General features: G+C 41.3%; 10 protein-coding genes and 2 tRNA genes. All 12 read right to left on the minus strand.

Going from position 1 to position 12663, the window contains the following annotated elements:
• Window position 1: 1 nt before the first annotated feature.
• Window positions 2–451 carry a PTS sugar transporter subunit IIA gene (locus IAE45_RS13315; protein WP_200126594.1) on the minus strand — a complete coding sequence of 150 codons (450 nt, stop codon included), beginning with the start codon at window positions 449–451 and terminating at the stop codon, window positions 2–4.
• A 1-nt stretch (window position 452) separates the two neighbouring features.
• Window positions 453–2357: a BglG family transcription antiterminator gene (locus IAE45_RS13320; RefSeq protein ID WP_200126596.1), complete on the minus strand. Its 1905-nt coding sequence runs from the start codon at window positions 2355–2357 to the stop codon at window positions 453–455.
• A gap of 303 nt (window positions 2358–2660) precedes the next feature.
• Window positions 2661–4490 carry a lantibiotic ABC transporter permease gene (locus IAE45_RS13325; protein WP_200126598.1) on the minus strand — a complete coding sequence of 610 codons (1830 nt, stop codon included), beginning with the start codon at window positions 4488–4490 and terminating at the stop codon, window positions 2661–2663.
• The gene (locus IAE45_RS13330; protein WP_200126599.1) at window positions 4465–6729 is read right to left on the minus strand and encodes a glycosyltransferase family 2 protein; all 2265 of its coding nucleotides are present in this window, start codon (window positions 6727–6729) and stop codon (window positions 4465–4467) included. The genes IAE45_RS13325 and IAE45_RS13330 overlap by 26 nt, the downstream gene beginning before the upstream one ends.
• Window positions 6726–7766: a bifunctional glycosyltransferase family 2/GtrA family protein gene (locus IAE45_RS13335; RefSeq protein WP_200126601.1), complete on the minus strand. Its 1041-nt coding sequence runs from the start codon at window positions 7764–7766 to the stop codon at window positions 6726–6728. Before IAE45_RS13335 ends, IAE45_RS13330 begins: the two co-directional genes overlap by 4 nt.
• A 60-nt stretch (window positions 7767–7826) precedes the next feature.
• A complete protein-coding gene (locus IAE45_RS13340; protein ID WP_200126603.1) occupies window positions 7827–8879 on the minus strand; it encodes a GGDEF domain-containing protein in 1053 nt (350 codons plus the stop codon).
• Between the two features lie 330 nt (window positions 8880–9209).
• Window positions 9210–10319, minus strand: coding sequence for a GGDEF domain-containing protein (locus IAE45_RS13345; RefSeq protein WP_077452885.1), 1110 nt, complete (start codon window positions 10317–10319; stop codon window positions 9210–9212).
• Between the two features lie 4 nt (window positions 10320–10323).
• Window positions 10324–11031, minus strand: a complete 708-nt coding sequence (locus IAE45_RS13350) for an EAL domain-containing protein (protein ID WP_096741541.1) — start codon at window positions 11029–11031, stop codon at window positions 10324–10326.
• A gap of 380 nt (window positions 11032–11411) precedes the next feature.
• Window positions 11412–11483 (minus strand) — tRNA-Gln (locus tag IAE45_RS13355).
• A 4-nt stretch (window positions 11484–11487) separates the two neighbouring features.
• A tRNA-Tyr gene (locus tag IAE45_RS13360) sits at window positions 11488–11571 on the minus strand.
• Window positions 11572–11656: 85 nt separating this feature from the next.
• The gene (locus IAE45_RS13365; protein WP_005228752.1) at window positions 11657–11890 is read right to left on the minus strand and encodes a DUF2969 domain-containing protein; all 234 of its coding nucleotides are present in this window, start codon (window positions 11888–11890) and stop codon (window positions 11657–11659) included.
• 122 nt (window positions 11891–12012) lie between these two features.
• Window positions 12013–12660 (minus strand): CBS and ACT domain-containing protein, encoded by a 648-nt coding sequence (locus IAE45_RS13370; RefSeq protein ID WP_008380901.1) that lies wholly within the window; start codon window positions 12658–12660, stop codon window positions 12013–12015.
• Between the last annotated feature and the right edge of the window lie 3 nt (window positions 12661–12663).

Here is a 12663-nt window from a genome sequence, read left to right on the forward strand (position 1 = left end):
TTTATTCGCTTAATAATTTCGCGATAATCTCTTTATCTGTTTCGCTTTTCAGCGCTTCTGTGATGTCTTCATCCATCAATTTCATGGCAATTTCTGATAAAATCCGTAAATGGGTGTCTCCTTGATATTCTTCAGGAATAGCAAGCATAATCACAACCGTTACCGGTTCATCATCTAAAGATTGCCATTCTAATGGTGCCTTTAACCGAGCAAAAACGATTGCGGGTTCAGAAACTGCACGACTTTTTCCATGAGGGATAGCTATATTATTGCCTATTCCTGTGGTCGAGTGATCTTCTCTTTCCATAACTGATTGAACATACTCATTTTCGGATTGAACGATTCCTTCAATTACTAATATTTTTGCTAATTGACGGACCACTTCTTCTTTAGTGGTTGCCTCTAGACCAAGAACAATATGTTCAAAAGGTAGTAGTGTTTCTATATTCATTTTATGTTCCCCCTTGTAAATACTTTTTTAATTCCTCTTTCGTCCCTTTAAGGAGGAAGGTTCGTTCATCTGATTCCATCACACTAAGCATCGTGTCATAGATTTCCTCAAGGTCTTGTACAGTTTCATCCTTGATACAGATGAAAAAGACATATTTCACCTTTGTTTCTCCCCAGTGGATCTCATTATTAAGACGTAAAAATACAATCGCTGATTTTTTCACGTATTCTGGCGTCCCATGAGGCGTTGCGAATCGTCCAAAAGAAGTAAAGGAAAGTTGTTCCCTTTTTAGGGAAGAATCAATCATTTCCTCGATCACATACCCACGAGTAACCAACTGCTCTCCAATAAATGTAATCACCTCTTGATAATCTTCAAAATGATGATCTAAGAAAATCAAGTCCTCATGAATCAATTTCGCAAACTGACTGAAAGAACCATTTTGTTTTTCTTCGACTTTTCTTAAAAAGGCTTCTATTTTTCGCTGCTCATCTTTATTCAGTACAGGTGAAACATGGATTGTTGGAATCGAATCGATTTTTAAATCCACTGTCGATAAAATCAAGTCCTCATAAATATTGGTCTGAATCAACTCTTGAATTGAAAGAATCCTGGAAATATCGATTTGCTCATAATTTCTCCGAATACGAGCAGCTAATAGCTGTGAAGTGCCTTTCCCACTGCTACAAACTAATAAGACACTCACTTTCTTCGGTTGTTTTTCTTCTCGTTGTTCTTTCATCACTTGGATGTGTACGGCCAGAAAGGCAACCTCATCTTCGGGGATCGAAATCGAAAAATGCCAATTTAAGGCATGAGCTAATCGAAGCGCTTCCTCAAAAGACAAAGGGAAATTCTTCTTCACATCATTTAGAAAAGGGTTATGAATGACTAATCCTTTTTGAATGCGATAAATAGCTTCTTTGATATGTGATACCAATCCTAACAAAAGACTTTCATTGCGTAGGGAGATCGTTTCATGAATCAATTTGCGTATCGTTTCATCAAGCAAATCATCGGAGTCATTCTTCTTCATCAACGAATCCCCATAGATATGAAGCGAAATATAATGAACTTCCGAAACTGGCAACGACAGAGAAAACGTTTCTTCTATTGAAGCAATAAAACGATAAAAAGCTCTATTCTCCATCAAAGGATGTCTTCTTTCTTCGAAAGTCAGATAATTCTTCTCTTTGACCCGATCAATCATGATGATTAGATGAAGCAATAGTGAGTGATAGGCAGCATCATTAAGCGTAATTTGTTCTTTTTTCAAATACTCTTGTAAGAGCGTATCAACTAAAGAAATCTTTGTCAGGTCAATAAAATCATTAACAAACTGAGGAATTCCTTGAATCGAATGCAAATAGCGTTGCTGCTCTTGTGTTATTTTCCAATTTCCACCCCAGAAATAGTAGATCAAATCAAATGCTAAACGACGTTTTTCTTGTTCTGACAAATTCAAAAAGGAACCCTTCCCCGGTAAAACTTCAATCGTAACGTTAAAATGACGAAAGATCTCGCTTACCTGCCCCATGTCATTTTCTAAAGTTGATTTACTGATGTAGAGTGCATCTTGCAGTTCTTGACGCGTAAAATATGTTTTTTGTTTCAGTATTTCAAAGCAAAGAAACTGAATACGATCTTTTTTGCTCGTCGGTAAGTTTGATTCCTCGTGCCCATCAAGATACTTTAGAATTTCAGCTGAATCGCCATCAAGAAATACACCTACTCTAGGTTTGCGAACAAGCCTTATTGCTGTTTCCTGCAAAAATTCATCAATTCTCTTTAACGATTGCGAAACTGTCTTTTGCGAAAGCGACATATGCAACCCAATTTTAGCAACCGTTGTTGGTCCATTCTCTAAGAGATATCGAATAATTGCTTTTTCCCGTTCACTAATCATGAAACTATCACCTCGTCTACATTTCTAATGGTAGCTTTTTCTTAAAAAAATGAAAACACTTACTTTTACTGCATTCATTACAGTAAATCATAAGCACTGAATATATTGCGCCGTTTTTTCATGTGTACTTTTTCGTTTAATCCAGTTTATTTACATGTCCCTTGGTATTTTCATAGTATAGAGGATATTACTCAGTGGGAACAGAAAAAAAAATACCAATGAACAAACGATATGTCGTCTGTTTCATTGGTATTTTAACTTTTGATTCTCTAATAAAGAGACACGCTTGAGTAATTCCTTCCCTTAACGCCCCAACACCTCCGCCACCGAATAAACGCCTGGGGCAAAGGTTTTGCCTGTTAGCTTCATCGTCATGGCATTAAAGGTATAGTGCTCTTCTAAGACGACGACTTCATCGTATTGCTTTAATAGCGTGCGAAAATCTGCATCTGATAAGAGGAAATTCTCTCGACCATCGACATTAGGTGAAAACAAGTAATATTTGCCGACATAGCCGACTAAGTAGCTGTCTACTGCTTCTTTATTGGTACTGACCACCAAGTATTTTTTCTGGTTTAGGTCAAAGCGATCGCCAGTAACGGCTGAAACTTGTGCTGGAATCGAAGCAGCATATTCACGATTGGTATAACGCATGCCATTATTTTCTGAAAGGATCAGCAATGTCGCAAAAAATAACAGAATCAAGGTACTGTATTGATAGATTTTTTTCGTGGTCAAGCTGGCAAAACTACGGTAGGTTCGCCGATCGATCGCTTGTTCATGATACAAATGATCAATGCCTCTGACCATGAAAAAGGTCATTAATCCAATTGCTAAAATCACGATACTTGAGGCATAGCGATCGAACCCTGCCAAAGACAATGCTTCATCAGTGGGCATCGAGAACAAGAACATGGCATAGATTCCTAAATAATACCCCCCAATGATACCATCGATCAACAGCAGTTCTTTTAAAAATGGATTGCGTTTTTTCATGATAAATCGGACAAATAGCCAACTGCCCAACAGAATGACCTGGATCAAGAGAATTCCTTGCGTGGAGATCGTCGCAACATCCGTGATGGTTTTAACAAAAACATCCGTAATCTGCTGCAGTATCTGAGAATCCTTTTCACCAAAAATCTGTTTATAAGCGGTCACGCTGACTTCATGCTTCGATTTAGGAAAATTCGCTTTGACATGCAGGTTCCAAAGAATCGCTGGCAGGACAGATAGCCCAATGGCAGCTAATCCTACAATCATCATGCCCAGCCGTTGCCGCCAACGAACTGATGCCTGCCACAAGCAGACTAGTAAATAGCCGCCTAAAATCAGCAGAAAAAAGACGGCACTATTTTTGACCAAATCAAGAGAGGCGCCAATCAAAAGAAAGAAACCGATCGACGGTAGTACGTTGCCTTTTAAAGCGAATAAGCCAGCGATGCCAGCTAAAGTCAACACTGGCAGGATAAAGTCTACTAATAAATTATTCATTCGAATCGCAATATTAAAATAATTGAAAACCGCCATACTGGTGAAGATCAGAGCGAAAGCCAGCTTTCTTTTCGGATCACGAATAATCGCAAAAAAACTATATAGACTACAGAAAATCAAAATCAATTGACCAATCAGCAAGACATTCTCATGATAGCCAACGATGATTGCTGTATAAGTAACAAACAGCGAGCTGCCTAAAGGATAGGAAGTAAAACTAATGATGGCATCGGCTGCCGTTGGCAATTGTCCCTGCGTATAAAGGAATTTAACGATCGTCGCCCAATGGGAGAAGTTGTCATAGTGGGTCAAATGACTGTGAAGCAATATCAAAACGAACAAAGCAAAATAGCCGTAAAACCACAGCATGATGGGCTCTTGCAAGCCCCAACGCACCTGATAGCGCTCCTGCCAAAAACGCCAAACGCATAATAGTAAGCCAAGACCAAATAAAACCCATGCCCCCCAGATCAACCATCCTTTGGGACCATATGCGACAAAGGAAAGAACGAGGATCGGCAAACAGCAGGCAGCGATCCAGCTAATGTATTTGGGAAAATGACAAACTCGTACAAAAAGATAGGCATAGCCAGCTAATGATAAACCAAAGAGACTAAATCGCAGCAGGATCTCGATCATCGTCTGCCTCCTTTCTCAGCAAGCTGTCTACCCATTCATGAAAGGCTGCTGTAAAACGCAGCTCGGAAAGATTGCTTACTTGATAAATCACTTGATTTTCTGTTGGTTGAAGCATCGCTTTTTCAGCGTGAAGCACAAGATTACTGATCGGTAAGGTTAGATGGGTCGGCATCTCGACCTCTTCTGTTTTTGCCAACGTGAGCTGGTCAAAACCAAATGTTGTGACCGCATAGGTTCCTTCATCAAAGTGCCATTTTTGATCAATGGTCAGTATGGGCACTCGTTGAGGCGGCAATGGCTTTTGTTTGGCTTGCAGCAGATGCTTACCGAGATTTTCAAAAAGACTATCAAAGAAGGTCATCCATGGGTCCCGCAGAACCGGCAGGCTTTGATTGAAGCCATCATAAATGATCTGCAAATAAGCCAAGTAGTCTTTTTCTGATAATTGGTGTAAAGCAACCCCATAGACCCAGCGGTCCTTGCCTGAAAAAACGCGGACGACGTTTCCCGTCATCTCTGCTTGGTAGCCATTACGGGTGATTTTAAAAGTCAGCTGCGCATCTGGCGGAAAATAAAGAGGAACGTCAGAAACGAAGGACAAGCCGTTTTCTGAGATATTTTCTGTCATCAAAGAATAGCTGGCGTCTTGGTCGGAAACTTCAACAGGATAATGGGCTCTGAACCGTTCCGTCGTTCGGTAAATCGGGCGACCGAGATAAAATAAGACCGCAAAGGTTAAGTTAAAGAAATGGGTCAGCAACCAGAAAGTCAACACGCTGCCATAGAAAATCTCTGAGCCGAATTTGCCGTAATTAAACTTCACTAAGCCGATAATCGTCAAAATCAACAGCAACAAATGCGGCACCACAAACAACAAGTCTTTTTTAGACTGAGTTGCTGCTTTATTGGTCACTTTGAAACGGGTCTCTTTGATGCCGATGGCTTGTAAAAAGACAGGAATCACTAGGTAAGGTGCAAAAATCGTTTCCTGGATCTCGCCCCAGCGCTGCGTTCGAATATCGCTACTCAAATCCTGCATCGCCAAATGCAAGAACGTATAGCTTGGCAGCCAAAACAGCAGCAAGACCCAAAAGTTGGTCTCTACGACCCTTACATTAAAGACGGTGTACAAAATCGGCGCGAAAATAAACAGCAACCGCCGTAAAAACGACCACCAATACAAATAGCTGTTTAAGAAAACCATTTTTTGCGCCAAAGACAACGTCTTGTTTTTGAAAAGATGGAGATTGTGGACACTTTGGACCACTCCTCTTCCCCAGCGAATCCGCTGCTTTAAGGCACTTGGGATATCAATGGGAGACAGACCGCTGGCCATTGGCTGCAGTGTTGATAAACTGCGATAACCTTTGCAATTGATCAAGGCGCCTAATTCAAAATCTTCCGTGATCGTGTCCGTCGGAAATCCGCCAGCGGCTTCGATCGCTTCTCGTGCGATCACCGTATTGGAACCTGTATAAATAGCTGTATCATGGGCGTTGTTCAAAACATTGACTTCTCTGGAAAAGAAGTCCTGCTCGTTAGGGATTGCCGCTTCTGAAAAAAGATTGTACTGAAAAAGATCCGCATTATAAAAGCTTTGCGGTGTTTGGACAAAGCCCAACGGTTTGATGGTCTGGTCTTTACGGCGTTCCTGCTGATTTGCCACAAAATATGGCACTGTTTCCAGCAAAAAATCTGAGTAAGGGATCATATCTGCATCAAAGGTCGCCACTAGCGGCGAATTGGTTTCTGATAATGCATGATTGAGATTGCCTGACTTGGCATGCTGATTGCCTGTCAACCCGATATAGCCGATGCCAAATTTATCTGCCAGTGCGTTGACCTCTGGACGGTTGGTGTCATCTGACAAGTAGATGTGAACTTTTTTGGGATCGGGGTATTTCATATGAACTGCCGCATTGACCGTTTTTAATAAAAGCGGCACTTCTTCATTATGGGTCGCAATCAACACATCGATCGCTGGATAGTCGGCTTCTGGCACGATCGGTTTTTCAAAAGGCTTTGCTTTGTTTTTGTTCCAAATCAACAGCAAGCCCGTAAAGTTCGATACGATCTCACTGCCCCAAAGCAGCAAACCAAACAGCAGGGCAAACCAAGACTCGTGCCATGGCAATGTATACAGCCCCCGCCATGATAAATAGATCAGCGAGAAGACAAACGCCAGAAAGTAAACGACTTTTTTCGCCCAAGGCAAACGTTTTTGTTCCACCTCAATCACTCCTTAAAGATGACATTTTTTTGCACATGGTAACTAAAGAAAAAGAGCAGGCAATCGACGCCTATTTTTAACAACACAGAATCCCCGATCGGCAGGATCAAATAGATCAGGTAGACGAGGAAAGAGGACAGCAAAATCTGTACGATCACTAATAAAAAATACTGCAGCATACTGTTCTTTGTCCGTTGACCAAAAACAAGCTCGCGATTGATGTAGTAATTGACGATCGCTGAAATCAAGCGGGCACCCAACGAAGCGATCACGATGGAGGACAGATCGATGACAGACAAGAAATGGATCAATAACGCATAGGCGATCACATCGACAAAAAAGGAGACCACAGATGAAAACAAATACTTCAAAAAGACGCTATAGATAGCGACGGAATCTGCCAAGACCCGAAAATGGGAAGAGGCATTTTCTTCAATATAGATGGTGGCGATCGGTTGCGAGAGAATCGGCCACCCCCGTTTCTGGGCTTCGATCAGCATCCGCGTTTCATATTCAAATCGCTCACCTGAGATCGCCAACAAATCTGTCATGAATTTCCGAGGGAAAACCCTTAAGCCCGTCTGCGAATCCTCGATAGCAAGACCAGTCGCTAAACGTAGGATATTTCGGGTCAAAATATTGCCGAACTTACTCCGCAAGGGCACTTCTTTGCCAAAGGATCGGGTCCCTAAAATAATACTGTCGGGATGGGCTTGGGCCTTTGCTAAGCAAGCCATCATATCGGTATACTCATGTTGCCCATCCGAATCAATGGTCACCATAAATTCAACTGCTGGTTGATTTGTCAGCACTTCGTTGAGGGCGGTTTTGATAGCTGCGCCTTTTCCAAGATTCTTTGGATGGGTCAAAACCTGACAGCCAAACTGCTGTTCCAACGTCGAAAAGACAGACTGATAAGCTGATCCACTGCCATCATCCACGACCAAAATCGGCAGGTGCTGGTTATGCAAACGAATTTTCTCCACCAGAGCCAGCAGTTTGTGGTCAGGTTCTAGCGAAGGAATCATGATTAAACTATTTTCCATATGCGTTCCTCATTTAAGGTAGTATTTTTGAAAACAAAAAAAGAAAAGAAGCCAACCCCATCAGTAAAGACAGAGTTGGTCGCGACCGCTGCGCTTGGCGCGATACAATGCTTGATCGGCACGTTCTTGTGTTTGCATCAGCAGCTCGCCCTTTTGCCGTTGTGCGATCCCAATCGACAACGTGATGTTGACCGAATCGCCGGCATCCAAGATGATTTCTTGGTAACGGATGCGCTTTTGGATTTTTTCGAGGAGATAAGTAGCAGTCTGTGCGTCTCCTTGGATCAAGATCGCAAACTCTTCCCCACCGATGCGATAGACCGGATTGCTAGCCGTACAGTAGGTCGAAAAAATACGAGCGATTTCTTGCAAAATCACATCCCCGGCACGGTGTCCGTAACGGTCATTGTAATTTTTGAAATGATCGATATCGATCAAAGCGATCGATAAGTCCACCTCGGTCGTATCTAGGCGTTGGCGGTCCTCTTGAAACTTACGAAAGTTGTTCAACTGCGTCAAATCATCGATTTTGACTAAAGCCAAAATGCGCTGCATATCATTTAATATTGAGTAAAGGAAAAACGCCAACGTATAAGCAAGAATGCCATAAACTATATAAATTAAGGTCGTTTTTTGAATATCACCAGTCAAATAACAGCCAAATAGAAAGGAGATAACAATCAAGTAGGTGATCGATAAAATTAACTCTTGTTTGTCACTAAGCCGCCGCTTGGCCCAAGCATGGAGAAACGTCAGGGTCACCATCAAAAAGAAACTGAGATATAAGTTCAACCAAGAAGATTTTGATACTTCAAACAAAAAACGACCTAACGCTAGATTGAACATCGTTGGTACGGTCACCTTCCAGCCCAGATACTTCATAGAAAAAGCGTAAAGCAAAAAGCGCAGGTCAAATCTTGTTTCATATACGACATAAGAGAAGTTCATTAGCAACATCCCTACCACGGTTTCACAAACAATCGCCGCTGCGATCTGCTTTGCTTTGAAGGTCCCTTGCCCTACGAAGCCATCACTGACTTTGAACAACAAGTAAATATTGATGATGATTGCACCTAAATTTGCGAGTGTATTGACAACCAGCGTATTTGCCATTTCCTGCGCTTCCTTTCTAAAAAAAAGAATCCTTACTTGCTGATTCGACAGAACATTTCCAAAGATGTTTCATGGAAAAGCGGACGGAGCATCAAGTAAGGATCACTATTTATCATTGACAGTTTCTATCACTCTTGATTTAAAATAATTTACCAGAAATTATACATATTTTCAATCTTTTTGTTGATATAAGAAGATTCTCAAAATAAATAAACTGATCAAAATGTATATTTTCTAAATAAATAACATTATTTCTTTATTATTACTAACTTTTTGTGCATAAACATTTAATTCTTTGTGAATTTGTGTAAATTATTTTTCCATTATTTTTTACGTCTCAGGCAAGGTGCATACCCGGTTTCGACCACTTTGTTTTGCGAGATAGAGGGCTTGATCGGCTCTTTCAACAGCTGCCAAGATATCGCCATGACAAACGGTACTCGCTTCAACGCCGCAAGACAAAGACATCGTCCCTTTTTCAAAATTGGCCACAGGAAACATACTGCTGGAAATGGTTTGACACAGTGTCGTCATTGCAGCTACGGTCTTTTCTTTGACATCCCCTTCGATCACGAGACAGAACTCTTCTCCGCCATAACGATAAAAGGAAAAGGTCTCGGCAAAATGCGCCTCTAAAAAAGTAGTCGTCCGTGAGGCAAAGGTTCTTAACAACTCATTTCCGGCGATATGACCATAACGGTCGTTGACCTTTTTGAAGTGATCGAGATCAATCATGGCGATCGTCACAGTCTTTTTCTGTGAAACAGCTTGAAGAAGATCGTGGTTATAGGTCCCATAGTTGAAGCAGCCGGTCAACGCATCGATCTTACTATTCGCCAACTCTGCCAGTACTTGGTACTCTTCGCCTTCAATCAACCGATGAAGCCACATAAAGCCGCCCAACAGCACAAAAGAACCAACAAATACTGCCAGCATCGCTTCCCAGTCATAGGTCGTCGTATGATGGACCAGCATCGAAAAACGCGGTGAGAGCAGACAGGTCAAAAAATACATCAAATAAAATTGCTGTTGCGGACGGATCCGCTTGACTTTTGATAAAAGAAAATCAAGGACAAAGAGCCCAACTCCGAATAATGGAAGATAAAAAGCTTTACCCACATCAGAAAAACCGACAAACCACAAATAAAAGACGACCATACACGGCGTTATCAAAATCAAGATCTTACCACGATCACCATAGAAAAAATGACTCGCTATAAAAGCAGTTGTGTATTGATAACAGATAAACCCAACTGAATTCATTGAAAAAGAAAGAATAAAATACAAATGCGTAAACGTCAGAATACCAATAATAAAATACTTAAATGGACGAGAAACCGATATTTTTTGCACACTTCGTACAAAAACATCTGCGGTCACCAGTAAACTGGCAATCATCAGCGGCAAACCAAACGCCAAAAGCACGCCTCGTTCTAACATTCCATCACAATCGCTCTCCTTTAGACCATAAATACCCTTGTTGCAAATGCACCCCCATCTCAAGCAACTGTACCATTTTTTCGCGGTTCTCGATGCCTTCAACGATCAGTTCAAGCTGATATTTTTGGGCAACCTTCAACCAACAAGCCAAAAAGCTGAAGCCAATCTCCTCATCAAGCTGAATAAACGGTAACAACGAAAATTTCAAACAATCAACGCTGGCAAGATTGGCAAAGACCAACGAGAGGGTATTTTGTCCGCAGCCGATATCATCGACCGCAATCACATAACCATAAGCTTTAATTTTTGCAATGGCTACAGACAAATCAAATGACTCCTGTTGTATGCGTACGGGATGCTCCGTCAATTCAATCTGCAACTGCTCCTTATGAACAGCCATCGTTTCAAAAAAGGACCACGTTGACTGCCACAGCAGCTGTTGTGGATGAATATTGACACTAAAGCGGGTTTCCGGCTTTTTTTGACACAAACGCCGCAATTCCTTAGCATACCATTCCATCAATTGCTGATTGCCGCTTTCAGTTTGAATCATTGTACTGAATTCTTGCTGTGGGAAGCGGTTGTTCTTCTCGCTACGCAGTAAGACTTCATAGCCATTCAGCTCTTGCTGACTTAGCGATTCTACCTGCATGATTGGTTGACACAACAGATAAAGGCGATCTATGTTTTCCCAAGTTGTTTCATTCCCCATCTTCGTTAAGCCCCCATCTAGTAAAGTTATCATATCCGAGAATCGGTAATATTCCTGTCATCGTTCGTTCCTCATGCAAAAAAATGGTTCTCGTAAAGGAACTGATTTGCCTAAGTATACCAAACAGAACCAAAAATGCCCAAATATTTTAAATTCTCTGAAAGAGACTTCCGTAAAAGAATGGACGGCAACCCCATGCCTGTTTAATAGAAATGCTCCAAAGTAACCACTTTTTGCTTTTTCGTAGAAACTTGCACGTTGAAAGTTGCTTCTTTCTCATCAGCTTCCTATTTCCCTAAGTACTTATAAAAAAACGATTCTTTTTAAATAACAAAAAAAACAGCAAGTCTGCTTGCTGTTTTTTCTACGTATTTCTTTGACTGGGGTAGCTGGATTCGAACCAACGCATGACGGAGTCAAAGTCCGTTGCCTTACCGCTTGGCTATACCCCAATAATGGTGGAGGAGAGTGGATTCGAACCACTGAACCCTAAGGAACGGATTTACAGTCCGTCGCGTTTAGCCACTTCGCTACTCCTCCAAAAGGTTTTTCTCAAACCTGACAATAGTTATAATACCGAAAAAGATAACAAATTGCAAGAGCAAAAAGTAATTTTTTCTAGAAATTATTCATGTAAATTCCATTGGCGAATAATCATCTCGATGGCAGCTTCTAAGCTTCTGCTCGAACCTAGATCTTCATCCCCTAAAAAGCTTTGAAATTCTTTTGGTCCAGTTGTTAAAATCTCACCGATTCGTTTTTTACCGATAAATAATTCATTGACGGTATAGTCTTTGCCATGAATGGCTTTTGTTGTTTCTTCAATACGGACTTCGATATCTTTATTTTTCTTAGACATGGTTGCACCTCTTTCTTTACAGCACCTTCCTATTTTAACAGAAAAGCAGCAAAAGAAAAAGAAAATCTCTTCTGGAAATAAAAAAAGTAGCCAATCTTTACGATCAGCTACATTTCCTTAGATCACTTCTGGTTCGTCAAGACAGCACTCGTCACGGTATAACCTGCATCGCTTAAAATTTTCTCGATTGCTGCGACTTGCCGTGATTCTACTTGGATCTCAACAACTGTTTTTAGTGCCATCCGATTTACCACAATCGTCAAAATACTCATTTGATGATCGGCAAGGAGTTTCGTCACGTCTGCTAAAACCCCCACATGGTCATCCGTGATCTCGATCGATACTCGGGTCCCGCCATCGTGGTAGCCAGTGATTTTCAAAAAGGCATCAAAAATATCATTGTTGGTAATGATTCCCACTAGGGCATCATCATCCATGACTGGTAAAACCCCCACGTTCTCACTACGCATGACGGAAATGGCGTCCTCTAATAGTGCATCTGGTTCAATCGTGGTCACTTTTTTCAACATGATATCAGCGACCGTCGTTTTATTTAAGAGATAGTTCATTTCATAAACGCTTAAGCTTGTCGCTTTTGAGGGAGTTGCTTCAGCGATCGTTCCTTCTGTGATCAACCCTACTAATTTGCCATCATCAACGACAGGTAGACGATGGATATCGTGCTGCTTCATCACATCTATTGCATCAAAGATCGGTGTTTGTGAATCGACGGTGATGACCGTCTTCGTCATAAAATCACTTACGCTCATTGT

This window comes from Enterococcus sp. S53 (assembly GCF_016516865.1).
GTDB classification, from domain to species: domain Bacteria; phylum Bacillota; class Bacilli; order Lactobacillales; family Enterococcaceae; genus Enterococcus_D; species Enterococcus_D innesii.

What these genes read in the sequence shown, in the direction of transcription:
- IAE45_RS13315 (WP_200126594.1), bottom strand. Translation starts at nt 451, where the DNA reads ATGAATATAGAAACACTACTACCTTTTGAACATATTGTTCTTGGTCTA.
- IAE45_RS13320 (WP_200126596.1), bottom strand. Translation starts at nt 2,357, where the DNA reads ATGATTAGTGAACGGGAAAAAGCAATTATTCGATATCTCTTAGAGAAT.
- IAE45_RS13325 (WP_200126598.1), bottom strand. Translation starts at nt 4,490, where the DNA reads ATGATCGAGATCCTGCTGCGATTTAGTCTCTTTGGTTTATCATTAGCT.
- IAE45_RS13335 (WP_200126601.1), bottom strand. Translation starts at nt 7,766, where the DNA reads ATGGAAAATAGTTTAATCATGATTCCTTCGCTAGAACCTGACCACAAA.
- IAE45_RS13340 (WP_200126603.1), bottom strand. Translation starts at nt 8,879, where the DNA reads ATGGCAAATACGCTGGTTGTCAATACACTCGCAAATTTAGGTGCAATC.
- IAE45_RS13345 (WP_077452885.1), bottom strand. Translation starts at nt 10,319, where the DNA reads ATGTTAGAACGAGGCGTGCTTTTGGCGTTTGGTTTGCCGCTGATGATT.
- IAE45_RS13350 (WP_096741541.1), bottom strand. Translation starts at nt 11,031, where the DNA reads ATGGGGAATGAAACAACTTGGGAAAACATAGATCGCCTTTATCTGTTG.
- IAE45_RS13365 (WP_005228752.1), bottom strand. Translation starts at nt 11,890, where the DNA reads ATGTCTAAGAAAAATAAAGATATCGAAGTCCGTATTGAAGAAACAACA.
- IAE45_RS13370 (WP_008380901.1), bottom strand. Translation starts at nt 12,660, where the DNA reads ATGAGCGTAAGTGATTTTATGACGAAGACGGTCATCACCGTCGATTCA.